The following is a 25,725-nucleotide window of genomic DNA, read 5'->3' on the forward strand; positions in this document are numbered from 1 at the left end:
TCCCATCGGTGGATGGGCAGTGCCAGCCGCCGCGGGCGGGGCTCTCGCAACCAATATAGGAAAAGACAAGTGACCAATCGGACTTACTGCAGGCCGCTCGCGGCGGTCGGCGCTGCAGCGCTGCTGCTGCTCTCCGCATGCGGCGGTGGTGGCAATGGGGGAGGCTCCTTCTTCGCGGGTGTCGGCGCTGGCGGGAACACCGGCGCCAACAGCAACAGCAGCGTTCCTTCGAACGGCAGCAACGGCAGCGGCAATCCTTCTGGAACCGACAGCAGCAACAGTGGCTCGGCCGCGCGCTTCACGATCGGCGGGACCATCTCGGGCCTGGATGCCGACGGCTTCGTGCTGCAGAACAACGGTGGCGACCTGCTGTCCGTGGCCAGCGGCGCCACAACCTTCAAGTTCGCCACGTACCTGGCATCCGGCGCTGCCTACAACGTGGATGTTGCGCGCCACCCGTTCGGCGAAGTCTGTTTGCTCAACGGCCAGGCGGGCACCGCGAGCGCGGATGTCGTTTCTGTCGCCATCGTGTGCGGCGACTGGGTCGCGGCTTCGGCGAAGGTCGACGTGTTCGCGGGCAGCATCGCGCGCGGCGTGCAGGATGGGGCTCGCCTGGCAGCAGGCTTCTACAGTCCTTATGGCCTGGCGTTCGGTCCCGACGGCGCGATGTTCGTCGCGGACAGCGGCAACAACACGATCCGCGCGATCACGCCCGAAGGCGTCGTCTCCACGCTGGCGGGCGACTCCTCGCTGCTGAACGGGGGGCATGACGACGGCACCGGCACGGCTGCAAGCTTCAAGAATCCCAGGGGCGTGGTGGTCGACTCCAACGGCACGATCTATGTGGCGGACTACGAGAACAACATGATCCGCAAGGTCACGCCCCAGGGCGTCGTGAGCGTCTTTGCGGGCAGCACCGTCGGCGGGAACCTCGACGGCACTGGGGCCGGCGCGCAGTTCCAGTATCCCTGGGGCATCGTGGTCGACGCCAGCGGCAATCTCTTCGTCGCGGACCAGGGCAACCATCTGATCCGCAAGATCACCCCCGCTGGCGCGGTCTCGACCTTCGCCGGCACCGGCACGCCGGGATTCTTGAACGCCAACGGCACCGGCGCGCAGTTCCACTACCCCACAGGGCTCGCGATCGATGCCGCCGGCAACCTCTACGTCGGCGACCAGAACAACAACGTGGTTCGCATGATCACGCCCGCGGGCGACGTGTCGACGTTCGCAGGCAGCGGGACCCCCGCTTCCGTCGACGGCACGGGCACGGCGGCTTCATTCAACCTGCCGATCGGCGTTGCGACGGACGAGGGCGGCAACGTGTACGTGACGGAACTGCTCAGCAACAGCGTGCGCAAGATCTCTCCGGCCGGTCGCGTGACGACTCTGGCCGGCCTCAGCGCAAGCGGTGCCTATGTCGACGGCAGCGGCAGCGATGCCCGATTCAACGAGCCGATGGGCGTGGCCGTCGACCGCAAGGGCGACGTGTACATCGCGGATCGCTCGAACAACATGATCCGCAGGGTCACGCGTACGCACTGACGCTGTCGGTGCGATGAAGCCGCCAAGTGAACCCCATCTCAATTGGGGATCCTGGCGGCGGGGACCTGCTACCAAGCCGGGCACAGCCGAAGGTGTCCGGCTTTCTGCGTTCTGCTTCGAAGAGACTTCTTCAGTCAGATGGGGCGACGACACATGCCTCGATCGGACACAGGTTTGGGGTATCTGAAGAGGTATCAAAACGGCCGTTCTCGGCCCGGAAATCCAGCTCGATAACCTGTGAAGGCAGATCGGCTTCCTGGCCGTGCGAGAGAACCTGCGCGGCAGGAGCGAGAGGCACTTGATTGTCGGAGCCGGCCTACATCAAGAAGCGATGTATGGCATTTGCATGGTGCGTTAGCGCAAGGGTTGGCGCAGGTACGATCTTCTGCGTGAAACAGCACGTGACAGTAAGCGCCGCACGCTCATACGCACATGATCGTCGTTTCACATGAACGACTCCAAAAACCGAAGAGGAACCCAATGAGCAACGACTATCAGACGCTGCTGGCCACGCTGCATGAAGAAAGCGGTCGAGTTGTCGAGAGCTGGCTCGACGAGGCTCGCGTGAGCGACCCCGCCGCGCGTCGCAGCGCGCAGGCCGAGGCAGCCGACATCCTGCGACAGCTCGGCGCCGGCCTGCAGGCTGGCGCCGATCCGGCGCGTTTCGACGCGCCGGCATGGGCCTCGCTGCGCGAGACGATGGCCAATCTCTCGCGCACCCGAGCGGCCAAGGGCCAATCCGCGGCGGATACGAGCGTGTTCGTCTTGTCACTGAAGAAACCGTTGTTCGAATCGATCCAGCGCCGCCTCGGCAGCGACCCGGCCGCCATGAGCAGCGCGATGTGGGCGCTGTCGACCACCGTCGACACGCTGGCGCAGCACACGGTCGGCACCTACCAGCTTGCGCGCGAGGAGATCATCCGCCGCCAGCAGGAAGAACTGCTCGAGCTTTCCACTCCGGTCGTCAAGCTATGGGACGGCGTGCTCGCAGTGCCGATGATCGGCGTGCTCGACAGCGGTCGCACTCAGATGGTCATGGAAGCCCTGCTGCAGAAGATCGTCGAGACCGGCTCCGCGCTCGCGATCGTCGACATCACCGGTGTGCCGACGGTCGACACGCTGGTGGCGCAGCACCTGCTGAAGACGGTCACGGCCATCCGGCTCATGGGCGCCGACTGCATCATCAGCGGCATCCGCCCGCAGATCGCGCAGACCATCGTGCACCTGGGCATCGACCTGCAGGGCGTGCGCACCAAGGCTACGCTGGCCGATGCGCTTGCTATGGCGCTGCAGCAGACCGGCTGGCGCATCTCGCGCGACGGCCAGTGACGGCCAAGGCAAGCCAAGCCATGGACCGCATTCCCATTCTCCGCATGGGCGACACGCTGCTGGTGACCATCCAGGTCGACATGCAGGACCAGACCGCTCTCACGCTGCAGGACGACCTGGCCAACCGGATCGCCACCACGGGCGCCTCGGGCGTGATGATCGACATCTCGGCACTCGAGATCGTCGACTCCTTTGTCGGCCGCATGCTCACCAGCATCTCGGGCATTGCCCGCATCCTCTCGGCCACCACGGTGGTAGTGGGCATGCAGCCCGCGGTGGCCATCACGCTGGTCGAACTCGGGCTCTCGCTCGAAGGCGTGCAGACCGCGCTCAATGTCGAGCGCGGCATGGAGCTGCTGCGGCGCGCCCGCCAGGAGAACGTCCTTGGCCGTTGAACCGACAGGCACGCTGCCACTGCTGGACGAGCAGAACATCGTCGCGAGCCGGCAGATGGTGCGCGCGCTGTGCCAGGACATCAAGCTGTCGCTGGTCGACCAGACCAAGATGATCACGGCCGCCAGCGAGCTGTCGCGCAACACGCTGATCCACGGCGGCGGCGGGCGCATGCGCTGGGAGTTCGCGGAACGCAACGGGCGACGCGGCCTGGTGCTGCACTTCGAGGACGAGGGCCCCGGCATCGCCGACATCGCGCTGGCGCTCACGGACGGCTGGACCAGCGGCAGCGGCATGGGCCTGGGCCTGCCGGGCAGCAAGCGGCTCGTGAACGAGTTCGAGATTTCGTCGGCCCCCGGCGCGGGCACCCGAGTGAGCATCACCAAGTGGAAGTAGCCACCGTCACGGGCTGGACCCACAAGGCCTTCGCGATCGATGACGCCAGCCGCGTCGGCGAGGCGCGCCGGCATGCGGCGCGCGCCGCGGCCGAAATGGGCTGGGACGAGGTCGATGCAGGCCGGCTCGCACTGGTGGTGACCGAACTCGGCACCAACCTTCAGCGCCATGCGCAGGGCGGACAGCTGCTGATCGCCGCCCGGCCGCAGTCGCTCGAGGTCGAGGTGGTGGCCATCGACGCAGGCCCCGGCATTCCCGACTTGGCACTGGCCATGCGCGACGGCCATTCTTCCGGCAGCACGCCCGGCACCGGGCTGGGTGCGGTGAGCCGGCTGGCCGACGAGTTCGACCTCCATTCGTCGACGCCGGGCGGTACGGTCGGGGTGGCGCGGGTGCGCATGAAGAATGCCGCCGAGCTTCCCGCTTCGGCGTTCACGATTGGCGCGATCTGTCTGCCGGCGCCCTACGAAACGGTGAGCGGAGATGGCTGGGCCTGCGCGCTGGATGGCGACCAGGCGACGGTGTTGCTGGCTGACGGTCTGGGCCATGGGCCCGAAGCGGCCAAGGCCGCGGAAGCCGCCATCGGCGCATTTGCCCGAGCACCGGCAGGCGACGTGTGCGAGACGGTGCAGCGAGTGCACCACGAACTGCAGACCACGCGCGGCGCGGCGGTGTGCGCGGTGCGCATCGATGCGGCTGACTCGAGCGTCAGCTACAGCGGGGCCGGCAACATCGCAGGCCGTGTGCTCTCGGGCGTGTTCGACAAATCGATCGTCACGCAGCACGGCACCGCTGGCATGCGGATCCGAAAGCCCGAGCTCGCCTCGCTGGAGCTGCCCGACCACGCGCTCGTGGTGCTGCACAGCGACGGCATCGAGACCCGATGGACAGTCGACCGCATTCGCCCGCTGCTGCAGCGTGATCCCACGCTGGTGGCCGCCGTGCTTTTGCGCGACCATACGCGGCACCGCGACGACGCGACCGTCGTTGTGATCCGCCGAAAGGAATAACCGATGAACAGTCCCGTCGCCGCAACCGACCGGGAAGACGCGCTGGCCGCAAGCCGTCGCGAGGTGGAGGAGCTGCGCGCGGAACTCGAGGAAACGAATCGCGGCGTGGTCGCGCTGTATGCCGAACTCGATGCCCAAGCCGAGCAGCTCAAGAAGGCCACCGAACTCAAGAGCCGTTTCCTGGCCTACATGAGCCACGAATTCCGCACGCCGATCAGCGCCATCCGCAGCATTGCCCGGCTGCTCAGCGACCGCGTGGACGGCCCGCTCACGCCCGAGCAGGAAAAGCAGGTCGGCTTCGTCGACACCACGGCCGCCGAACTGGCCGACATGGTCGATGACCTGCTCGACCTGGCCAAGATCGAGGCGGGTCGCGTCGAGATCTCGCCGGCCTGGTTCGAGATGGTCGACTTGTTCTCTGCGCTGCGCGGCATGTTCCGCCCGGTGCTGAACAACCCGTCCACCACGTTGATCTTCGAGGAGCCCGAAGGGCTGCCCAAGCTCTACACGGACGACCGCAAGCTGTCGCAGATCCTGCGAAATTTCGTTTCCAACGCGCTCAAGTTCACGCCGCATGGCGAGATCCGTGTGACCGCCACTCGCAGTGGCGAGCACGCGGTGAGGTTTTCGGTGTCGGACACCGGCATCGGCATCGCGCCCGAACACCACGCAGCCGTGTTCGACGACTTCTCGCAGGTCGACTCGCCCGTGCAGAAGCGCCTGCGCGGCACGGGCCTGGGCCTGTCGCTGAGCCGCCAGCTCGCTGCGCTGCTGGGCGGGAGCGTGGAGCTGGAGAGCGAACTGGGCAAGGGTTCGGTGTTCTCCGTGACGGTGCCCGTGCTGCTGCCGCCGCGGGGGGCAGCCGGGCCGGAATGAGCATGCCGCCCGAACCTCTGATCAGCACGACGATCGACCGGTCGCGCCACACCGTGCTCGTCGTGGACGACAACCCCACGACGCGCTACACGACCGCGCGCGTGATCCGCGCGGCGGGCTTCGAGACCTTGGAGGCCGGTACCGGCGGCGAAGCGCTGGCGCTCGCGGGCCGCCAGGTCTCGGCCGTCGTTCTCGACGTGCACCTGCCCGACTTCAGCGGCTTCGAGGTGTGCCACGAACTGCGCCTGAAACCCGAGACCGCAACGCTACCCGTGGTGCACCTGTCGGCCGCTTTCGTGCGCAATGAGGACAAGGTCGCCGGCCTCAACGCCGGCGCTGACGCCTATCTGGTCCATCCGGTCGAGCCGCCGGTGCTCATCGCCACGCTGCAGGCGCTGATCCGCGCGCGCATGGCCGAGGAACAGCAGCGCAACAGTGAAGCGCGCTTTCGCGCCATCTACGACCACGCGCCCACCGGCATCGCGCTGATCGATGCCGAAGGCCGCTTTGCCGACGTGAATCCCGCCATGGTGGCCATGCTTGGCCAGTCGCGGGACGCGCTGATCGGCCAGTCGGTGAGCGCGTTCGCCCCCGACGAATGGACTGCCTTCGTGCGGAGCCAGACCTCCGGCACGCAGCCGTCGGCGTCGTCATGGAAGGGCGAGTTCCCGCTGCTGCGGCAGGATGGCTCCTGGATACGGCTCGAATGGACCATGTCGGCGCACATCGAGCCGGGCCTGCGCGTCGGCATCGCGCTCGACGTGTCAGAGCGCTTCGAGCTCGAGGCACGTCGGCGCGAGGTGCTGGAGCGCGAGCAGGCGGCGCGCGCCGCCGCCGAGCGCCTGAATCGCACCAAGGACGATTTCGTCGCCGTGCTGTCACATGAGCTTCGCAACCCGCTCAACGCCATCAGCGGCTGGGTGCATCTGCTCAAGGTGGGCAACCGCACGCCGGAGCAGATGGAAAAGGGCCTGACCGCCATCGACCGCAGCGTGAAGGCGCAGACCCGTCTCATCGCCGACATCCTCGACGTATCGCGCATCAGCTCCGGCAAGCTGCGGCTGCACCGCGAGTGGAACGAGCCGCGCGCCCTGGTGAGCGCGGCCATCGACGCGCTGGCCGTGCCGGCTGCGGCGAAGCGGCTGAACATCGTCTTCGACCAAGGCGACGCCGACCCGCCCGCCTGGCTCGACGCCACGCGCTTCCAGCAGATCGTGTGGAACCTGCTGTCGAACGCCATCAAGTTCTCCGCGGAGGAAGGGCACATCCTCGTCGCGCTGCACCGCGAGGGCGACCTGCTCGATCTGACCGTGCAGGACTTCGGACGCGGTATCGGGCCCGACTTCCTGCCGCACCTCTTCGACCGCTTCTCACAGAGCGATTCGCCCGACAACCGCTTCCACGGCGGGTTGGGCCTTGGCCTGTCGATCGTCAAGAACCTGGCCGAGCTGCACGGCGGCAGCGTGGCGGCGCACAGTGCGGGCGAAGGGCACGGGACCACGTTGCGCGTGGTGCTCGGTGTGGTGCCTGCAGGCGATGCGCCGCTCGCGCTGACCGATGCCGACGATGCACGCCACGCATCGGCGGTGCAGCCGTCCTCGCCGGCCACCGACCGCATGCTGGCCGGACTCGACGTGCTGCTGGTCGAGGACAACGCCGATGCGAGCGAGATCATGACGGTCGTGCTGTCCGATGCCGGCGCCACCGTGCGCCTGGGCGTCGACTACGACGCAGCGCTGCACCTCTTCGAGCAGAAGTGGCCCGACGTGCTGATCAGCGACATCGGGCTGCCGGGACGCGACGGCTACGAACTGATCCGCGAGGTGCGTCAGCGCGAACGCACGCGGGGCAGGCCGCGGCTGTTCTGCGTGGCGCACACTGCCTTCACGCGGCCGCAGGACCATGCCAGGGCCACGGAGGCCGGCTTCGATGCCCACCTCGGAAAACCGCTGCAGCCTCACGCACTGCTTGCACTGATCCGCAACCGCCCGGCGGCGCCGACGGAAGGTTGACGCCGCGCCGCGCGAGCCCCATCCTACGCATCAAGCGCTCGCCCGTGCATCGCGTCACCGCACACCTTGGCAGCGCCGCGGGAGCCGATGCGACGCTTCGCCGCGTGGCTGCGTTCGCGTTGGAGACGCCCCGATCCTCCCCGGCCAGGCCTGAATCAGATGCCGGTTGTGAAGTGGGTCTTACCGAGGCGCGCCCGCGACACCTGTCACCGGAAGTCGAAGCGGTAGACGTGGTCCGGATGCACGGCATCCTCGCCCGGGGTCAGCTTCCGCAGCACACCGGCAGTCGGCGCCGGGAAGTGCGCGGGCAGGACCAGCAATCCCGTCTCGGCCAGGTGCGCCATCATGCGCAGGCGCGTCGCGCGCGAATGCTCCGGGTCCAGGCAGAAGCGGGTGTTCCAGTGCGGATAACAGCACTGCAGCGGGTGATGAAACAGGTCGGCGGTCAACAGCACTTCACGATGGCTGCCACTGACGGACACACCCACATGGCCCGGCGTGTGACCAGGCAGGGGCACGAGCGCGATGCCGGGAGCGATCTCGTGGTCCATGGCGACCAGGTCTGCCTGCCCCGCATGGAACAGGGGCCACACCGAATCGCCGATGTAGTCGCCAGTCCGCACAAGTGCGGGGTGTCCTTCGTTGTTTCGCCAGTATTCCCACTCGGGATGCGTGAACAGGTAGCGCGCATTGGGGAACGTGCGCTTCCATTCATCCCCCACACGCTGCGTGTGCCATCCGACATGATCGACGTGCAGGTGCGTCGATACCGCGAAGTGCACGTCCTGCGGCTGCACACCGGCGGCGGCGAGGCGGTCGAGCCATTGCCATCGCTTGTTGTCGAAATCCGGACGCAATCGCTGCTTGCAGTCGCCCACGCAGGTGTCCACCAGGATGTTGAGGCCGCCGGACTGCAGTAGGAACGACTGGATGGTGATGACCAGCCGGTCCGATTCGGCATCGTAGAAGCGCGGCGACAGCCAGTCCAGGTTTGCCTGGATGATTTCAGGCGTCGAGTCCGGGAAGATCTCGGCCGGGCGCAGTATGGGGTCAGACGCCTCCTCCACCCGCGTCACTCGGACGCCGCCGAGGTCGAGGGCGAGGGCCGCGATGTCGTTCTGCATGTCGCACTCACTCCAGCTTGATCTTCGCTGCCTCGATGGCCGTGCGCCAGACCGTCGCTTCGCGCGCGAGCTGGGCCGCGAAGTCCGTAGGGCTGTTGCCGACCGTGGTCGTCCCGAGCTTGGCCAGTTGCTCGATGACCGCCGGCTGGCGCAGCGCGCCCTGGATCGCCGCGGCCAGCTTTTTGATGATCGTCGGATCGGTTTTCGCCGGTGCGGAAAGGCCCCACCAGTTGCCCACCTTGAGGTCCGGCATACCGAGCTCGGTCACGGAAGGCGTGTCGGGCAGTGGCGCCAAACGCGTCGGGCCCATGATGGCCAACGCGCGCAGGCGACCGTTGAGCACGTAGCCAGACGTGGAGTCGGCCGTCACGAACATGGCCTGGATGTCGCCGGCCACCACCCCCTGTACGGCGGGCGAGGCGCCGCGATACGGCACATGCGTCAGCGGTGCGCCGGTGCGGGAGGAGAAGAGTACGCCACCCAGGTGCGGTGCCGTCCCCGGACCTGGCGAGCCGAAGTTCACCTTGTCAGGGTTCTGCTTCGCGTACGCAGTGAATTCCGCGAATGTCTTGACGGGCAGCGCGGGGTTGACCATGACAACCAGGGGCGAGTTGACGACCATCGTGATGGGCGCGAGGTCCTTCAGGGGGTCGAAACTCATCCTGAAGAGGAATTGGTTCATCACGTAGTTGTTTGTCGCTCCCAGCAGCAGCGTATAGCCGTCGGCGGGAGCACGCGCCACTTCGGTCGCACCGATGTTCCCCGATGCGCCGGACTTGTTGTCGACGTAGAAGGTGGTGCCCAAGGCTTTCTCGAGGTAGGGCTGGATCGTCCGGAACGCCACGTCGCCGGAGCCGCCCGCGCTGTACGGGACCACGACCCGAATAGGTTTGTCGGTCGGCCAGCCCGCCGCGGCGGCGGATGTGGTCAGCACCGCGAGGCCTGCCAGTGATATCGCCGCGGCGCGGCAGGTGAAAATCTTGGTGAGAAGCTGTTTGTTCATGTCGGACCTCATTCGTCGCGCCCAGTGGGAACCGCCGCCGCGGGGTGATGCTGCGCCAGGACCTCGTGCCGCCGGCGCCAGGCGCCTGCGTTCCTGGTTGCGGCGGTATCGACAGCTAGCTCCACGGATACATGGGAGACGGTGGCGCTGGGCATGGCGCGATTAGAGGCGAGGCCCCGCGTCACAACAAACGGGAAATATTCATCGACTTAGAAGTCGGCCTTCTGAATTCGTTGGCAGCGAAGGCGGGTGGGAGCGCCAGCGTGCCTGGAATGAGGCATGGGCATGGATTGCGGAACAGTCGTTGCCTCGTCCTCTATGCCTCTCAGAAGCACGTGCCGCGGAATTGGCAGACGCGGCTCGTTCTCGAAAGTCAGAAGCCGCTCGTCCAACGGATGCAGACCCGATGGCGCAGCGAACCTGTGCACCCGTGCTCTCACTGCAAGGTGAATCGACGCAACGCGCTCTGGAAATGCCTCGAGCTGGTCTACACCTGATCGAGATCGAGGTACGCATTCGCTGAGACGTTCGGGCCGAGCTTTTTCGAGCGTCGGAGGCAGGCATCGCCGGTCAACGAAGACGCATGGACGGCTGCTGCCGTGCACCCGGTCATTCAGGCGGGATGCAATGTGCAAGCGCCGTCGCTGCGATGCGTGCGGTGGCCAGCAGGCGATCCAACGACTGCCCATGGCGAGCGCTCGCGGACATGCCGGCCATGGTGGTGGAAACGAAGTCCGCGAGCCTGTCCGCGTCCCGCGGATTGCGCTTGGCGATGAAATCGCGGATCGCCTCTTGCGCCGCGACGTGGAAAACGCAAGCTGCCGCTCGTGCATCCGGATCGTTGCTGCGTGTCCCCTCCAGCACCAGGCAACCCGAAGTTGCAGGGTTGCCGGCGTAAGCCTTGGCAGCCTCTACCAACAATTCCGCCAGCGACTCCGCCGACGGCCTGTCCGGCCGGAGGATCCTTTGCAGCGGGATGGCCCCCGTCTCGGCATAGTGGTCCAGGATGCGCGCATACAACCCCGCCTTGCTTCCATAGGCCGCGTAGAAACTGGGCGGATTGATGCCGAGTGCCGTGGTGATATCCACCACGCTCAACGCGTCGTAGCCCTTCGCATGGAACAGCTGTTGGGCAGTCGCCAATGCCTCCTCGGGGTCGAAGCGGCGCGGCCGACCCCTTGGGCGAGATTGTTTCGTAGTAACCATTACAAAAATCGTTGACAGGCCTGGTGGTTGATTATGTAATCAAGATTACATTAATCACAAGGAATGACCATGTCAGTGTTCAAGGGCAAATCCGTCCTGGTGCTTGGCGGCAGCCGGGGAATCGGCGCCGCGATCGCTCGGCGCTTCGCGTCGGAAGGTGCCAGAGTCACCTTCACCTATTCGGGCTCGCCGGATGCAGCGAAGCTCGTGGCCGAGGAAACGGGCGCGATCGCGTTTCAGACCGACAGTTCCGACCGTGACGCGGTGATCGCCCGGGTCCGCGACAGCGGGCCGCTCGATGTGCTGGTGGTGAATGCGGGCGTGGCCATCTTCGGCGATGCGCTGGAGCAGGACCCGGACGCCGTCGACCGTCTGTTCCGGATCAACGTCCAATCGCCTTACCACGCTGCGGTGGAGGCGGCGCGCAAGATGCCGCAGGGCGGTCGCATCATCGTGATCGGCTCGGTGAACGGCGACCGCATGCCGGTGCCGGGAATGGCTTCCTATGCGCTCAGCAAGTCTGCGCTGCAGGGCATGGCGCGGGGATTGGCTCGCGACTTCGGCCCTCGCGGCATCACGATCAATATCGTGCAGCCCGGCCCGATCGACACGGACGCGAACCCAGAAGACGGACCGATGAAGGACCTGATGCACAGCTTCATGGCCATCAAGCGCCATGGACGTCCGGAGGAGGTGGCAGGGATGGTGGCCTGGCTGGCAGGTCCGGAGGCCGGCTTTGTCACCGGAGCGATGCACACGATCGATGGTGCGTTCGGAGCTTGACCTCGTCAATTGAGTCTGATGCCGGACGCCTCGACCACCTCCTTCCATTTGCGGTTTTCCGAAGCGATGAAGTCCCGCGCTTCCTTCGGACCGGCTGCGAACGGTTCGATATCCAGGTCCTTCAAGCGCTGTTTCATCTCTTCCGCTCGAACCGCGCCCATAGCCGCCCGGTAGAGTTGGTCGATCACGGCAGGAGGCGTCGCACGAGGCGCCACGAGGCCGAACCAGACCGGAATTTCCAGGTTCGCGATACCCGCTTCCGCGAGCGTGGGGACTTCCGGAAAAAGCGCGCTGCGCTTTCGCCCGGTCACGGCCAGGGGCCGCAATGCCCCCGATTGCACATGAGGCAATGCTGTCGTGGTGTTGTCGAACATCGCGCTCACTCGGCCACCCAGCAGATCCGAGTATGCGGGGGCCGTGCCGCGGTACGGCACATGCAGCCACTCCGTCCCTGTCCGCTGCTTGAAGATCTCTCCGGCGAGATGCAGCGGGCTGCCTGCGCCGGCTGATGCGTAGGTGTATGTGCCGGGCGCGGCTTTGAGCAATTCGACGAAGTCCGCCAAATTGCGTGCCGGGACTTTGGAGTTGACGACCAGTACGAGCGACGAAAGGCCGAGAATGGTGATCGGCTCGAAGTCTCGCATCGGCTGGTATCGCAATGATGGATAGATGCTCGAGTTGATGGCCAGAGAAGCGGTGTTGCCCAGCAGCAGGGTGTAGCCGTCCGGAGTTGCACCGGCGACCATCTGGGCGCCCACCGACCCGGCCGCACCGCCGGAACGGTTGTCGACAACCAGGGTTCCGTGCAGCAGTGGTCCCATCGCCTGAGCGAGCGATCGTGCAATCAGGTCGTTGGCGCCTCCAGGCGGGAAGGGGACCACGATGGTGATTGGCTTGTCGGGATATTTCGCCGCCGCCGCCGCGCCGTGCAGGGCGGCCGCAAGCGGCGACGTTGCAAGGGCAAGGAAGTGACGTCTTCTCACGCCTTCACCTTTGCAGGCTCGATGCGCAGGAGGCGGGCGGCGTTCGACCAGCCGATTTTTTCCCGCGTGGCGTCGGACAGCTCGAGCTTCTCGAAGAAAGCTGCGCCTGCCCGGTTGGACTCATACGGCCAGTCCACCGAGAACATGATGTTGTCCTCACCCATGATGTCCACGGCGCAACGAAACGCAGGGGCCGAGAACGCACCACTTGTCGTGATGTAGAGATTCTCGCGGAAGCAGTCGCGAGGCGATCTCTTGAGCCCTCGCCTGGAAGCTACGTAGGGCGTGTGATCGACCATGCGATCGAATCCGAACGGCAGCCCCTCGCCGAGATGACCCAGAATGATCTTCAGTCGAGGAAAGGCGTCGAAAACGCCTGCAAAAACCAGCCGAAGAAGGTGCATGCTGGCGTCCATCGCGAATCCCCATGCTGGTCGCGCCAGATCTTCGTAGCCGTTGAAGTAGCTTCCCATCAGGCCTGGATGCGGTGCACCCGGATGAATGTAAATCGGCACATCCTTGGACTGGGCCAACTCGAACAGGGGCCAGAACTTCCTGTCGTCGAGAAAGAGGCCGCCGGTATGCCCGCTGATCAGCGCGCCCACAAAGCCGCGGCCCAGGTTTCGCTCGAACTCTGACTGGCTCGAACCCACATCCGAGGTCGGAAGCGCCGCGAAAGCACGGAACCGGTCAGGATGCTCGGCCACTGCGCGAGCCATGCGATCGTTCGCGTCGATTGCGATCTCCAAAGCGAGCGGGCCAGAAAAAGCCTGCGTGCCTGGGGTCGTCAGCGACAAGACCTGCAACGAGATACCGCTGCGGTCCATTGCGGCAAGTCTGTTCTCGCCGACGTCAAGCAACTCCTTTTCGATGTCGTGACCGATGTGAGCACTTCGGTCCCGGTACCACTTCTGCCTTGTTTCGTCGTACGTGTTCGTCTTGTGCAAGGGCGTTGTGATGTGTTCTTCAAGAGCGATCAGCGGCATGGTGGTCTGCAATGAACTGGGGAAAGACCGATTACGCCCCGGCCCCATGCATGCGTAAAGTTCAAAACTTCGATATCGCTATTGATGAAATTCATGAATCGGGTCAAGCTTCGCCAGCTCGAGGTCTTTGTCGGCATCTTTCAACGAAAGAAGATCGCGGCTGCGGCTGCCAGCCTCGGTATGACGCAATCCGCCGCCAGCATTGCATTGCGGGAACTGGAACATTCGATCGGTGCCGCACTGTTCGATCGCACCACGCGCTCGATGCTGCCGACGAAGGCCGCACTGGACCTGTTGCCCATTGCCGAGCGAATGCTGCGTGATGCGAGGCTGGCCGTGGGCATGTTCCGCAGCGGATCCGACCCCGCTGCGCGGCTTGGCATCGCAGTCACCCCGACCATCGCCCAGACGTTGTTGCCCGGGCTGCTCCAAGAGTTCCTTCGGCACCATCCGGATGTGGAGGTCGACATCCTCGACGTTCCGCCGTCTCGCTTCGTGATGACGATGGTCTCGGGACAGGCCGACCTTGGACTTGGCTACGTTGGAGCCGAAGAGAAGGACCTGCGCCAGCACCGGCTGCTGAGCGACCAGCTTTGCCTCGTGTCACGCAGAGTTCCTGGAAGTCCTGCGGGTCCGTCGCCGACCTGGAAATCCATCCAGAACCTTCCGCTGGTGCTGATCCAACCGGGCTATGGCATACGCGCGCTGATCGATGACACGGCCCGCGAAGCCGGCATCTCTCTGAAGATCTCGCATGAGGTCAGCCTGCTGACCACAGCGCTGGCGATGGCGCGCATCGGATTGGCGCACACCATCGCCCCTTCGCAGATCGCAGGCATGGGCATGTTCCCAGACCTGGACGCGCGCCGGATCGGCGCACCGATCGTCAGGCGGGACATGTCGGCGGTTTTTGCAGTGGACCGATCGCCCACACCTGTGGCACTCAAGTTCTTGAGCCACTGCCGCGAGACCATGAAGCGCGCGCCACTCGATGGCTAACGAGCCCTCGGCCGTCGATGCAGTTTCCAATGCCGCAACATCCCGTGAGAGATGTGAGGCGAGACATTCATCGAAAAGCGATTGAGGATAAGACGGTTGCTTGTGGGGCTTCCAGGAATTGAGGAGGTGGTGGGTCGATTCCGCACCCAAGCCCAGGGAGCGGGGCCGGGGCTACGCTTCGCCTCGTCCACCGTCAAGCAGTTGCTTCCATTTCGGGATTGCGACAGAGATGCAAGTCAGTCTCGGGCCATCTCTGCGCGCGCTGCGCGTTCAGGAGCGGGCCCTGAACTGGCTGGGCGACAAGCCGGTCGAATGACGGAAGGCCTTGGAGAAGTTGGCCAGAGACGAGAAGCCCGCCGAAAACGCGATCTCCTCGATCGAGCAGCTTTCGTCGCGCAGACGGCGCTTCGCCATCACGAGCCGCCGCTCGGCTACGAAGGCATGTGGCGCCCGCCCCGTTGCCGCACTGAAGCTGCGTGTGAAGTGGCCCACGCTCATGCAGGCAATGCCTGCGAGATCGAGCACGGTGATGTCCTGGTCGAGATTTCCGTCAATGAAGTCGACCACACGCGACAGACGCCGGCTGTCCAACGGCTTGGCCGTCCTGTCCGCTGGCGGCCGGATCAGCCCCAGCTCCGAATAGTTCTTCAAAAGGTGAGCGCTGAGCGCCACCGAGAGACTCTCGACGAACAGCCGCCCTACGCCCGTCTCGTTGGACAGTTCACCCACGATCTGGTCCGCGATCATGCTCACGAAGGGATCGTGGTCGATCGCCTGGTAACGCAGGCCGGCGCGCGCCGGATCGATGTCGAACTCACGCTGAACCATATCGGAGAACGGCCGCCCGGGCAGGAACAAATGCAAGCAATCGCCTATGGGCTCAGCCACATTGATGTACTCCTCCTCGACGCCTGCGGGGCAAAGCCAAATGGTGCCGCGGTGGCCATGGGTGTGCTCGCGCCGGCCACCGCCCGCACGATCGACAAGTGACCGGCCGCTCAACTGGATGGCCACCTCGGTGTCGCGTGGCACCAGTCTCGGAAGCTCGCCTGCTGAATGACTCCAGCGCTCAGCCAGGATGTTCGACCAGCCCTGCGCGTTGGAGGTCTGGCGCATCGTGCTGTTGACGTACTTGTCCAACGAATGCGCGAACATGGTGCGAGGCCGACTCAAGAGGTTGATTGCAGTTGGCAGGCGCAAGAAGCGTGCCGAATCATCATTCGCACCCCAGGAAAAGTAAAGGTCGTAATCGGATAAGGCGCCACGGCCCCTTGCTCGCCAGACTTGCTGCGTAACGCCAATCGCATCAAAGCACCGGAGAGAAAGGACACGCTATGGCCCGACACGTTGTCGTGGGCGCTTGCCCCCACGATTGCCCCGATACCTGCTCGATCCTGACCACTGTCGAAGATGGCAAGGCTATCGCGGTGCGCGGCAATCCGGATCACCCTTTCACGCGAGGGCGCCTCTGTGTGAAGGTCAACAACTACCAGGACCGGACCTACAGCGAACAGCGATCGCTCTACCCAATGCGCCGCAGCGGACCCAAGGGCAGCGGCAAGTTCGAGCGCATCTCGTGGGACGAGGCGCTATCCGAAATCGCCATCCGCTGGAAGGCGCTCATCGCCTCGGATGGCCCGCAGTCCATCCTGCCCTACAGCTACCTCGGAACCCAGGGCATCCTCAACGGCCTGAACGTGGGGGACCCCCTTTTCAACAAACTGGGTGCCACGGTGTGCGAGCGCACCTTCTGCGACTCGGGCTCGTGCACCGCCTACATGATGACCATCGGCCACACGCCGGGCGCGGACCCCGAGAGCTTCGTGCATTCGAAGTACATCGTGCTGTGGGCCTGCAATACGCTGAGCACGAACTCGCATCACTGGCCGTTCATCGAGCAGGCGCGCAAGAACGGCGCCAAGCTGGTGGTGATCGATCCTGTGCGCACGCGCACCGCGCGGCTGGCGGATTGGCACATTCCCATCCGTCCGGGCACTGACGGCGCGCTGGCCCTGGCGATGGCGCACATCCTCATCAAGGAAAACCTGATCGATCGCGACTACATCGAGCGGCACACACTGGGTTTCGATGAACTCGCCGAGCGCGTGGAGACGTACACGCCGGAATTCGCCGCGGAGCAAACCGGCATTCCCGTGGAGGACATCCTCAAGCTGACCCGCGAATACGCCGCGACGCCCCCCGCGGTCGTGCGCATCGGCGTCGCGGTGGAGCGCCATGCAGGCGGCGGACAGACGGTGCGCGCCATCGCCTGCCTGCCCGCGCTGATCGGCGCCTGGAAGCATGTGGGCGGCGGCTTGCTGCAACTGCCGATCTGGGCCTTTCCGGTGAATTGGCCGGGGCTGATGCGCCCGGATCTCCAGCCCGAATCGATGCGGGTGATCAACTCCTGGCGCCTGGGCCCGGCGCTCACGGGCGACATGCCGCTCGACCCGCCGATCCGCTCGCTGTTCGTCTACAACGCCAACCCCATGGCCATGGTCAGCGACCAGGAAAGGATAGAACGGGGTCTCGCGCGCGACGAACTCTTCACCGTGGTCAGCGAGCACTTCATGACCGATACCGCACGCTACGCGGACATCCTGCTGCCGGCCACGACGCAGCTCGAGCAGAAGGACATCATGTTCTCCTGGGGCCATCTCTATCTCTCGTACAACAACCAGGCCATCGAGCCGCTGGGCGAGGCGGTGTCCAACACCGAGCTCTTCAGGCGCCTGGCCAGGGCGTTGGGCATCGACGACCCGTTCTTCTTCCGGTCGGACGACGAGATGATCGAGGCCTCCATGGACTGGAGCAGCCCGGTTCTCGAGGGCATCACCCTGGAGGAGCTGAAGCGCAAGGGCTTCATGCGCCTGAACATGCCTGCATCCGACGACTGGGCGCCGCACCGTGAAGGCAACTTCCCGACGCCCTCGGGCAAGTGCGAATTCAAGTCGTCGATAGCAGCGGGCGGAAACTTCGTGGCGCCGCTCTTCAGGCAGGGCTTCGGCGGCCAGCAGTCGGGTGAGCCGGTGGACCCGCTGCCGCACTACATCGCGCCGAACGAAAGCCCGGCAACCGCGGCCGCCCTGGCGCAGCGCTATCCCCTGAGCCTGATCTCGCCCAAGAGCCACGCCTTCCTCAATTCCAACTACGGCAACCTGCCGGCCCAGCGCGCGCAGGCAGGCGAGGAACAGATGGTGGTGCTGCATCCAGACGACGCGAGTGCACGCGGCATCACCGCCGGGACGCCGATCCGGGTCTTCAATGATCGGGGCACCTTCGAGGCCAAGGCCACGGTCTCGGCGGACGTCTCGCCGGGGCTCGTGATGGCGCCCTCGGGTTACTGGCACCGCTCGAACCGCGCCGGCCCTACGGTGCACGCGCTCACGCCCCTGGCCTTCGCCGACCTGGGCAGCGCGCCGACCTTCTCCGACGCGCTGGTGCAGGTCGTCGCGCTCTGAGCAGGCGCCTCCTTCCCATCTTTTGTTCTTTCACGCAAATGGCCTACGTTGTCACCGACCTCTGCACCGGGTGCCGCTACACGGAATGCGTCACCGTCTGCCCTGTCACCTGCTTCCACATGGATGAGCGGATGACCTACATCGATCCGGAGAACTGCATCGACTGCGGCGGCTGTGCCACCGCATGTCCGGTGGGCGCCATCCAGGCCTCATTCCTTCTTCCTGCCGACAAGGCGCCGTGGATCGAGATCAACAGGCTTCGCTCGGCCGAGACGCCAGTGATCGCCGAACGCCTGCCGCCGTTGCCCACCGCTGAAGCGCGACGAACGGAGTTGGGGCTATGAGTGATGCCGGCACCTCACCTTTCAGGGTGGCCATCGTGGGCGCGGGACCCAGCGGCTTCTACGCCGCAGAGCGCCTGCTGGGCTCGGCGCTGCCGATGCGCGTGGACCTGCTGGAGCGCCTGCCTGTGCCCTACGGCCTCGTGCGCTACGGCGTGGCCCCGGACCACCCCAAGCTCAAGCAGGTGACCGCCGTGTTCGACCGCATCGCGGCGATGCCCGGCTTTCGGTTCGTGGGCGGCCTCGAACTCGGCCCGGACGTGTCGGTCGACGATCTGCTGGCGAGCTACCACGCGGTCATCCTGGCCACGGGCGCACCGCTCGGCCGACACATGGGCATTCCGGGTGAAGACCTGCCTGGCAGCCACCTGGCCAGCGATTTCGTCGGTTGGTACAACGGACATCCGGACCAGAAGAACCGGCACTTCGACCTGTCCGGGGAGCGCGCGGTGATCGTCGGCCAGGGCAACGTCTCGCTCGACATCGCGCGCATCCTGCTCAAGAGCGTGGACGAACTGCGCCGCACCGACATCGCGGCGCACGCGCTCGAGGCCCTGGCTCACAGCCGAGTTCGCGAAGTGCACATCGTCGGGCGCCGCGGACCTGCCGATATCCGCTTCTCGCCCAAGGAGCTGCATGAGATCGCCCAGCTTCCTTCATGCGAGGCGCTGGTGGACGCAGCCGACATCCACACCGAAAGCTTTGCGCTGCCCGCCGGAACGGATGCGGAGAAGGCCGCGGCCATCGCGATGCTGGAACGCCTGGCATGCGTCAGCGCTGCCAGGGAACAACACAAGCGCTGCGTGTTCCGCTTTCACCTGGAGCCGCAAGGCATCGAAGGCGCCGCTTCGGTCGAGCGTATTCGTTTCGGCAGGCCGAGCGGCTGGGCGGCGGAGCCGGAGTCCGTCGGCATCGACTGCGGACTGGTGTTCTCCAGCATCGGACGCCGGTCCTGCTCGCTCGAGGGCGTGCCCTACGACGATGGGCGGGGCACGCACGCCAATCTCCACGGCCGCGTCGTCGACGGCGGCAGGCTGGTGAGCGGTCTCTACGTATGCGGCTGGAGCAAGCGCGGGCCGCAAGGCACCATCGGCACCAACCGCGCCTGCAGCCACGAGACCGCCGCGGCGGTGCTGGCCGACCTGCCTGCCCTGGCGCATCGGACGCTGGCGACCGAACATCCCCTCCTTGGCATCATCGGGCCCACGCACCGTGCCGGGAAGTACATCGACTTCCAGGACTGGGCACGCATCAATGCCGCCGAGGTAGCGCGCGGCGCCAGGCTCGGCAAGCCCAGGGAGAAATTCGTGTCGCTCGAGCATCTTTACGCGGCGGCGCGCGAGGAGCTTCCATGCTGATGGAGCTGCGCCGGCCTGCGTTGGTGCCCTCCGTGGCGCCGCTGGCCGACAGTCTGGGGCGGCGGATCAGCTATCTGCGCCTGTCCGTGACCGACCGCTGCAACCTGCGCTGCGTCTACTGCATGTCGGAGGACATGCAATTTCATTCCAGCCCGGAGTTGCTCTCCATCGAGGAACTGGACCGGGTCGCGCGCCTGTTCATCGCGCGCGGCGTCAGAAAGCTGCGCATCACCGGCGGCGAACCCCTGGTGCGCAAGGGCGTCATCGAGCTGTTCCGTTCACTGTCCGGCTGCCTGAAGGACGGCTCCCTGAACGAGCTGACACTGACGACCAACGCCCTGCGGCTGGCGCACTTCGCGCAGGACCTCGCGGCGGCGGGCGTCCGGCGGGTGAACGTTTCGCTCGACACCCTGGATCCGCAGCGCTTCGCGCAGATCACGCGCGGCGGCGCGCTGCAAAAGGTGCTGGACGGCATCGAGGCCGCACAGCACGCGGGCATTGCCGTCAAGCTCAATGCGGTCGCGCTGCGCGGCGTCACCGACCTGGAGATCCATGAGTTGATCGAGTTTGCGCACGGTCGCGGCATGACCCTGACGCTGATCGAAACCATGCCCCTGGGCGAGACAGGCTGCGACCGCACGGAGCAGTTCCTGGGGCTGGATGCGCTTCGCCGCGAGATCGGCAGGCGCTGGACTCTGAGCGACGTGGCCGATCGCAGCGGCGGCCCCGCGCGCTACGCAAGGGTCGAGCAAACCGGCGGCCTCGTCGGCTTCATCACACCGCTCACCGCGCACTTCTGCGGCGACTGCAACCGCGTCCGTGTGACGGCTGCCGGCACTCTCTATACCTGCCTCGGGCATGAGAACGGCGTCGATCTCGGAAAGCTGCTGCGCAACTCGATGAGCGAGGCGCGCCTGTATGAAGCCATCGGGCATGCCGTGGAGCAAAAGCCCAAGGGACACGACTTCTCGCTTCAAGGACGCGTCTTGCCGGTCAAGCTGATCCGCCATATGTCCGCGACTGGCGGGTAGGCATTGCCTCGTCGTTCCTGATCCCAAGGTTGCTGCATGCTCGGCATCCTGCGCAAGCTACTTCAGCCTTTCCGTGTCCAGCGCTTTGCGGACGGAAGGTCGTTCGCGCATGCGGACATACCAGGCTTCGAGGTTGCCAAGGCCGTCGAAATGGATGTCGGCGCTGTAGACGGATGCCAGCCACGGTGCCTGGCCCCATCCAGCGAGCGCGTACAGGTAGGCGTCGGCCACGGTGAATCTGTCGCCCATGAGGTAGTCGCGGCCAGCCAACTGTTCGTCAATCCAGCTGAAGCGTCTCTCCAGCTTCGGCTTGACGGCTTCCACGTATTTGCCGGCAAGCACCGGGTACAGGAGCGGAATGAAGCCCTTGTGGATTTCGGAAGTCAGGAAGCTCAGCCATTCTTGAAGGCGGTAGCGCTCGATGGTGCCGTTCATCGGTGCAAGGCCCTATTCGGGCTTCAAGTCGGCCAGGTATTGCACGATGGCAGGGCCTTCGCGCAGTGCCGTGCCGTCGTCGAGCTCCAGGAGTGGGACATAGCCGAACGGACTGATTTCGCGGAAGTCGCGGCCGTCCTCGGTCTTGTGAGTCTTGTAGTCCACTTTGACCAAGTTGGCTTCCAAGCCCAGTTCATTGAGGACGATATGGGGCGAAAGCGAGCAGGCCCCGGGTATGTAATAAAGCTTCATGCAGGTTCATTCCAATGTGATAGGCGTCGAAGCGCGCCGCCGGGCCATGCTATGGCGCAGGGATAAAATTGGAAGAAGGCAATAAAACTGCACGTAGGCTAAAAAAGTATACCGACGGCCCTTTTCTGGACGACGTGCTATGAAAGCAAACGTGACGGGGTGTTCGGTGGAGGAAGCCATGCGCCTCCTGGGTGGCAGATGGCGGCTCCTTCTCGTGTCCTATCTCGTCGACGGGCCCAAGCGCTTCAGTGAGTTGCGGCGAGACGTCCCCGGTATTTCGCAGCGCTCTCTCACCCTTGACCTTCGCGCGCTCGAGGAGGCCGGCTTGGTCAAGCGCACCGTGCATCCCACCGCACCTGTGAGGGTCGAATATGCGCTGACTGCCGACGGTGAGCGCTTGAAGCCCGTCGTGAAGGTGATGATGGACTTCGGGCTTTGGCTGAAGCAAAAGGCGCAGGCTTGAGTTCATCGAAGCTCCGTTGAAGTGGCCTGCGCCGTGGCGCGCACCTGACCCGCACCGAGGCGTCGCTGGGCAGTTGCCCGGAGCGCAGGGATGCGCAACCGCAAGCACGGGCGTCCCTCAACCCTCGGATGCGCGCCGGCGCCCGGATGGAAATCCCCGGCTCCGGCCGCGCCATGCGATGAACCATCCGGCGAACGCCAGCGCGGTGAGCATCCAGGGAAACACGAAGCTGCCCACCGTCTCCAGCAGCACGCCGCCGAGGAGGCCGCTGCCCGCGAAAGACAGGTTGAAGACCGTGACCAGCATGGACTGGGCAACATCCGCGTCTTTGCCGGCCTCGTCGGCCAAGGCCGTCTGCAACAACGTCGGCGCTCCGCTGAAGCTCAGTCCCCAGAGCACAACGCCGGCCAGCATTGCCGCAGCCGATGAACCGCAGAGGCCGAACACGAGACCCGAGGCCGCAAACATGCAAAGGGAAGAAAGCAGCAGTGCGCGCGGGCATCGATCGATGAGCCATCCAACCACCCACAGGCCCGCCATGGTGCAAAGCCCGAAGATCAGCAGCACCGCATCGAGTCGGTCCGCCAGGCCGACGGAAGCGAGGAATGGCGCGATGTACGTGTAGAACAGGTAGTGCGCAAGAATCCAGAGCATCACGACGAGCAGCACGGGGCGCACGCCCGGGATGGCAGCCCGAGAACAGCGCCCTGATCGCACGGCGCCTGGCACCCAACTGCCGCGTGCTGTGCGCTTCGCCCGACTATCTGGCCCGCCATGGAACGCCGCGCACGCCGGAGGACCTGGGGCAGCACCGCTTCATCGTGCTGGTCACGGCCAGCGGACCGCTCAACCAGTTCCACTTCGCCAAAGGCGACCGTTCCTGGCAGTACACCGTGCCGATGGCCGACGCATGGGAAAGCAATGACGGTGCGCTGGTGCGCGCATGGGCGCTGGCAGGACGCGGCATCGCGCGCAAGACGATCTGGGATGCGGCCGAAGATCTGCGCGCAGGCAGGCTTCGAATCCTGCTGCCGGACTACGTGGCACACGAAGCGGGTGTCTATGCCCTGCGGCACGGCACGCGGTACATGACGCCGCGTGTTCGAGCGTTCCTCGACTTTCTGGTCGTGCAGTTCGCCCGCGAGGCAGCCGCGCTGTCCGACGTATTTCCGTTCCAAGAGTAGGCCCGCAGCATCGCAGCCGAGGGCTCGTTCGTCTCAGCGCTCGGACGGGAGGCATTTTTCAGCGGCGCGGTCGGAATTGTCCTGGCGGCCCGGCACGCAATCGATGCCAGGTCTTTGAGCGTGACGTATGTCTCTCTGGGGTGGCCGGCCACAAGGTCCTTGTGGTTTTCTTGGCGCACCAACCAAGTGCCGCGTCAGCGCTGCATGCAAATCCGCGCCTCTACGTGCTCGAGCGGGGTGCGAAATGCGCCAGAACTGCGCGGGCAACGCCCCGAAGAATGCTCTGATTATTCGATCATTTCCTTCTAAATATTGATCTGCAGTCGCGCATTCCAATCGATAACCTTCGTCGGAAGTTTTCCCTCAAGGCCATTCGATGAAGCACTCTCTTCGCACCCGTTGGAATCGCCTCGCGGCATTGGCGGCAGGCACCGCATTCGGCCTGTTGGCCCTGCAGGTGCAGGCTCAGCAGTCATCCGCCAAGCCCCTGAAGCCCGTCACCATCGCCCTGGGCACCCAGGTGGTGAACGTCACCTACCCATGGCTCACCCTGCCCATCGCGCTGGGCTACTGGAAGGACGAGGGCTACGACGTCAAGATCGTCACGACCGGCGGATCGCTGCAAGGCATCCAGCAGATGGTGGCCGGCGGCGTGGACTTCGCGCAAGTGAACTCCACAGGCCTGATCCAGGCCAACGCCGAGAACAACGTGGCGGTGCGCGGCCTCATGGGCACGGGCGTCATCGACTGGGGCGTGGGCGTGCCTCAGGACAGCAGCATCAAGACGGCGGCCGACCTCAAGGGCAAGAAGATCGGCATCTTCAGCCTGGGCACCGGCGGCATGCCGCTGCTCAAGGGCTACCTGCGCGCCAACGGGGTCGATCCGGACAAGGACGTGCAGATCATCGCCACCGGTGCCGGCGCACCGGCGCTCGAAGCCCTCAAGTCGGACCGCGTGCAGGCGTTGATGTTCTGGGGCTCGGCACTCACCGGCTTCCAGAACACGGGCACCAGGATGCGCGTGATCTTCGACCCCAGCTGGCGCGCGCTGCCAGACTTCACCTTCGCGACCATGCAGAAGACCATCGACGCCGACCCCGCCATGGTCGAGGCGATTTCGCGCGGGGCGGCCAAGGCCACGCTCTTTGCGCAGACCAATCCCGAATGCGCACGCAAGATCCATTGGAAGAACTTCCCCAGCACCAAGCCCACAGGGGCGGACGAGGCCACCCTGGCCAAGTGGGACCTGGCCCTGCTGCAGACGCAGCTGGACACCATGTCCGCCGCGCAGACGATGAACGGCGGCAAGCTGATCGGCTCGATGAGCCCGACCGCCTACGGCCGCATGCAGGACCTGATGCTCAAGGACGGCCTGATCAAGCGCACGCTGCCGCCCGAATCCATGCTCTACCTCAAGCCGGGCTTCGTGGAAGCCATCAACCGCTTCGACCGCAACGCGGTCATCGATGCGGCCCGGTCCTGCAGCGTGGGCCTGTGAGCCGGCGACCGCGATGACACCGGAGCAATTCGTGGCCGGCCTGCCGAAGGCCGAGTTGCACATGCACGTGGAGGGCTCCATCGAGCCCGACCTGTTCCTTCGCCTGGCCCGCCGCAATGGCGTGGCGATACGCTGGAGCACCGAGGAAGAGCTGCGAGCGGCCTACCGTTTCAGCGACCTGCAGGACTTCCTGGACCTGTACTACGACGGCTGCCGCGTGCTGGTGCAGGCGCAGGACTTCCATGACGTGACGCGGGCTTACATGCGCCGCGCGCATGCCGACAGCGTGCTGCATTGCGAGCTGTTCCTCGGCCCGCAGGGGCACACCTCGCGCGGTGTTCCGATCGCCGCCGTGATGGATGGCGTTCTGGGCGCCATGGAGGAGGCCCGCGCGCAGGACGGCATCACCGGCGGCCTCATCGCGGTGGCGCAGCGCCACCGCAGCGAGGAGGAGGCGCTGGCCATGCTCGACGAACTGGCGCCCTGGCACGAACGCCTGCTGGGCTTCGGGCTGGGCGGCGCCGAGGTGGGCAACCCGCCGGCCAAGTTCACGCGCTTCTTCGAGCGCTGCCGCACACTGGGCTTCAAGGTGGTGGCGCATGCCGGCGAGGAAGGCCCGGCCGCCTACGTGCGCGAATCGGTGGAGCTGTTGCAGGTGCAGCGCGTGGACCACGGCAACGCCTGCGTGGACGATGCCGCGCTGGTCAGCGAGCTGGCACGGCGCCGCATGCCGCTGACCATGTGCCCGCTCTCGAATCTCAAGCTGCAGGTGATCGACTCGGTGGCTGAGCACCCGCTCAAGCGGCTGCTCGATGCGGGCCTGTGCGTCACCGTCAACTCCGACGATCCCTCCTACTTCGGCGGCTACGTCAACGACAACTACCTGGCCTGCCAGCAGGCTTTCGGCCTGAGCCGGCAGGACCTGGCCCAGCTCGCGCGCAACAGCTTCGAGGCCGCCTTCATCCCGCAAGAGCAGCGCCTGGCCGCGTTCGCACAGGTGGACGACTGGCTCGCGCGCGCCGTCGGGCCTGAGCTGGAAGCCAAGGAATAGCAACGC

General features: G+C 65.5%; 24 protein-coding genes and 1 pseudogene. 17 read left to right on the top strand and 8 right to left on the bottom strand.

What is annotated here, in order from left to right:
* Positions 1–69: 69 nt before the first annotated feature.
* The 7 genes from G369_RS37240 to G369_RS0126945 all read left to right on the top strand — a co-directional run bounded on the left by G369_RS37240 (position 70) and on the right by G369_RS0126945 (position 7,561).
* Positions 70–1,545, top strand: a complete 1,476-nt coding sequence (locus tag G369_RS37240; RefSeq protein WP_019657168.1) for an NHL repeat-containing protein — start codon at positions 70–72, stop codon at positions 1,543–1,545.
* A gap of 480 nt (positions 1,546–2,025) precedes the next feature.
* A complete protein-coding gene (locus tag G369_RS0126920) occupies positions 2,026–2,874 on the top strand; it encodes an STAS domain-containing protein (RefSeq protein WP_019657169.1) in 849 nt (282 codons plus the stop codon).
* A 20-nt stretch (positions 2,875–2,894) separates the two neighbouring features.
* Positions 2,895–3,269: an STAS domain-containing protein gene (locus tag G369_RS0126925; protein ID WP_020723284.1), complete on the top strand. Its 375-nt coding sequence runs from the start codon at positions 2,895–2,897 to the stop codon at positions 3,267–3,269.
* Positions 3,259–3,663, top strand: a complete 405-nt coding sequence (locus G369_RS0126930; protein WP_019657171.1) for an anti-sigma regulatory factor — start codon at positions 3,259–3,261, stop codon at positions 3,661–3,663. Before G369_RS0126925 ends, G369_RS0126930 begins: the two co-directional genes overlap by 11 nt.
* On the top strand, positions 3,654–4,673 hold the full coding sequence (locus G369_RS0126935; protein ID WP_019657172.1) for an ATP-binding protein: 1,020 nt from the start codon (positions 3,654–3,656) through the stop codon (positions 4,671–4,673). The genes G369_RS0126930 and G369_RS0126935 overlap by 10 nt, the downstream gene beginning before the upstream one ends.
* Positions 4,674–4,676: 3 nt before the next feature.
* Positions 4,677–5,549 carry a sensor histidine kinase gene (locus G369_RS0126940; protein WP_019657173.1) on the top strand — a complete coding sequence of 291 codons (873 nt, stop codon included), beginning with the start codon at positions 4,677–4,679 and terminating at the stop codon, positions 5,547–5,549.
* Positions 5,546–7,561, top strand: coding sequence for a hybrid sensor histidine kinase/response regulator (locus G369_RS0126945; protein ID WP_019657174.1), 2,016 nt, complete (start codon positions 5,546–5,548; stop codon positions 7,559–7,561). Before G369_RS0126940 ends, G369_RS0126945 begins: the two co-directional genes overlap by 4 nt.
* Before the next feature lie 206 nt (positions 7,562–7,767).
* On the opposite strand, the gene G369_RS0126950 is transcribed toward G369_RS0126945, so the two are convergent.
* From G369_RS0126950 to G369_RS0126960, 3 genes are all read right to left on the bottom strand, one after another.
* Positions 7,768–8,685 (bottom strand): MBL fold metallo-hydrolase, encoded by a 918-nt coding sequence (locus tag G369_RS0126950; RefSeq protein WP_019657175.1) that lies wholly within the window; start codon positions 8,683–8,685, stop codon positions 7,768–7,770.
* 7 nt (positions 8,686–8,692) lie between these two features.
* The gene (locus G369_RS0126955) at positions 8,693–9,688 is read right to left on the bottom strand and encodes a Bug family tripartite tricarboxylate transporter substrate binding protein (protein ID WP_020723285.1); all 996 of its coding nucleotides are present in this window, start codon (positions 9,686–9,688) and stop codon (positions 8,693–8,695) included.
* 609 nt (positions 9,689–10,297) lie between these two features.
* Complete coding sequence (locus tag G369_RS0126960; RefSeq protein WP_019657177.1) at positions 10,298–10,831, bottom strand: TetR/AcrR family transcriptional regulator; 534 nt, start codon at positions 10,829–10,831, stop codon at positions 10,298–10,300.
* A 126-nt stretch (positions 10,832–10,957) separates the two neighbouring features.
* Here G369_RS0126960 and bdcA point away from each other — a divergent pair, with 126 nt between their 5' ends.
* Positions 10,958–11,677: an SDR family oxidoreductase gene (gene bdcA, locus G369_RS0126965; protein ID WP_019657178.1), complete on the top strand. Its 720-nt coding sequence runs from the start codon at positions 10,958–10,960 to the stop codon at positions 11,675–11,677.
* A gap of 5 nt (positions 11,678–11,682) precedes the next feature.
* On the opposite strand, the gene G369_RS0126970 is transcribed toward bdcA, so the two are convergent.
* Complete coding sequence (locus G369_RS0126970; RefSeq protein ID WP_019657179.1) at positions 11,683–12,660, bottom strand: Bug family tripartite tricarboxylate transporter substrate binding protein; 978 nt, start codon at positions 12,658–12,660, stop codon at positions 11,683–11,685.
* Positions 12,657–13,646 carry an amidohydrolase family protein gene (locus tag G369_RS0126975; protein WP_019657180.1) on the bottom strand — a complete coding sequence of 330 codons (990 nt, stop codon included), beginning with the start codon at positions 13,644–13,646 and terminating at the stop codon, positions 12,657–12,659. The genes G369_RS0126970 and G369_RS0126975 overlap by 4 nt, the downstream gene beginning before the upstream one ends.
* A 93-nt stretch (positions 13,647–13,739) precedes the next feature.
* Here G369_RS0126975 and G369_RS36380 point away from each other — a divergent pair, with 93 nt between their 5' ends.
* The gene (locus G369_RS36380) at positions 13,740–14,645 is read left to right on the top strand and encodes a LysR family transcriptional regulator (protein ID WP_167333979.1); all 906 of its coding nucleotides are present in this window, start codon (positions 13,740–13,742) and stop codon (positions 14,643–14,645) included.
* A 270-nt stretch (positions 14,646–14,915) separates the two neighbouring features.
* Here G369_RS36380 and G369_RS0126985 read toward each other — a convergent pair whose 3' ends face one another.
* Positions 14,916–15,800, bottom strand: coding sequence for an AraC family transcriptional regulator (locus G369_RS0126985; protein ID WP_019657182.1), 885 nt, complete (start codon positions 15,798–15,800; stop codon positions 14,916–14,918).
* Positions 15,801–15,979: 179 nt separating this feature from the next.
* Here G369_RS0126985 and G369_RS0126990 point away from each other — a divergent pair, with 179 nt between their 5' ends.
* Genes G369_RS0126990 through moaA form a run of 4 tightly spaced genes read left to right on the top strand, consistent with a single transcriptional unit; the run spans position 15,980 to position 20,836 of the window.
* Entirely contained in the window at positions 15,980–18,106 is a 2,127-nt protein-coding gene (locus G369_RS0126990) for a molybdopterin-containing oxidoreductase family protein (protein ID WP_019657183.1), read from the top strand.
* Between the two features lie 38 nt (positions 18,107–18,144).
* A complete protein-coding gene (locus G369_RS0126995) occupies positions 18,145–18,450 on the top strand; it encodes a ferredoxin family protein (RefSeq protein ID WP_019657184.1) in 306 nt (101 codons plus the stop codon).
* The gene (locus G369_RS0127000; RefSeq protein ID WP_020723286.1) at positions 18,447–19,805 is read left to right on the top strand and encodes an FAD-dependent oxidoreductase; all 1,359 of its coding nucleotides are present in this window, start codon (positions 18,447–18,449) and stop codon (positions 19,803–19,805) included. The genes G369_RS0126995 and G369_RS0127000 overlap by 4 nt, the downstream gene beginning before the upstream one ends.
* A complete protein-coding gene (gene moaA / locus G369_RS0127005) occupies positions 19,799–20,836 on the top strand; it encodes a GTP 3',8-cyclase MoaA (RefSeq protein WP_019657186.1) in 1,038 nt (345 codons plus the stop codon). The genes G369_RS0127000 and moaA overlap by 7 nt, the downstream gene beginning before the upstream one ends.
* Before the next feature lie 57 nt (positions 20,837–20,893).
* Here the strand turns inward: moaA and gstA are convergent.
* Positions 20,894–21,523 (bottom strand): annotated as a pseudogene (gene gstA, locus G369_RS36385) (glutathione transferase GstA).
* Positions 21,524–21,662: 139 nt separating this feature from the next.
* On the opposite strand from gstA, the gene G369_RS0127015 reads away from it, so the two are divergent.
* Positions 21,663–21,986, top strand: a complete 324-nt coding sequence (locus G369_RS0127015) for a winged helix-turn-helix transcriptional regulator (protein ID WP_019657187.1) — start codon at positions 21,663–21,665, stop codon at positions 21,984–21,986.
* A gap of 117 nt (positions 21,987–22,103) precedes the next feature.
* Here G369_RS0127015 and G369_RS36390 read toward each other — a convergent pair whose 3' ends face one another.
* A complete protein-coding gene (locus G369_RS36390) occupies positions 22,104–22,655 on the bottom strand; it encodes an MFS transporter (protein WP_157773794.1) in 552 nt (183 codons plus the stop codon).
* Between G369_RS36390 and G369_RS36395 the strand changes: the two genes are divergently transcribed.
* The 3 genes from G369_RS36395 to G369_RS0127035 all read left to right on the top strand — a co-directional run bounded on the left by G369_RS36395 (position 22,592) and on the right by G369_RS0127035 (position 25,719).
* Positions 22,592–23,170, top strand: a complete 579-nt coding sequence (locus G369_RS36395; protein WP_080647913.1) for a LysR substrate-binding domain-containing protein — start codon at positions 22,592–22,594, stop codon at positions 23,168–23,170. The two genes, G369_RS36390 and G369_RS36395, sit on opposite strands and share 64 nt — an antisense overlap.
* A gap of 376 nt (positions 23,171–23,546) precedes the next feature.
* Positions 23,547–24,668, top strand: coding sequence for an ABC transporter substrate-binding protein (locus G369_RS0127030; protein ID WP_244164386.1), 1,122 nt, complete (start codon positions 23,547–23,549; stop codon positions 24,666–24,668).
* Positions 24,669–24,681: 13 nt separating this feature from the next.
* Positions 24,682–25,719, top strand: a complete 1,038-nt coding sequence (locus tag G369_RS0127035) for an adenosine deaminase (protein ID WP_019657191.1) — start codon at positions 24,682–24,684, stop codon at positions 25,717–25,719.
* The last annotated feature ends 6 nt before the right edge of the window (positions 25,720–25,725 follow it).

Source organism: Variovorax atrisoli 110B (assembly GCF_000382045.1).
Classification (GTDB): Bacteria; Pseudomonadota; Gammaproteobacteria; order Burkholderiales; family Burkholderiaceae_C; genus Variovorax; species Variovorax atrisoli.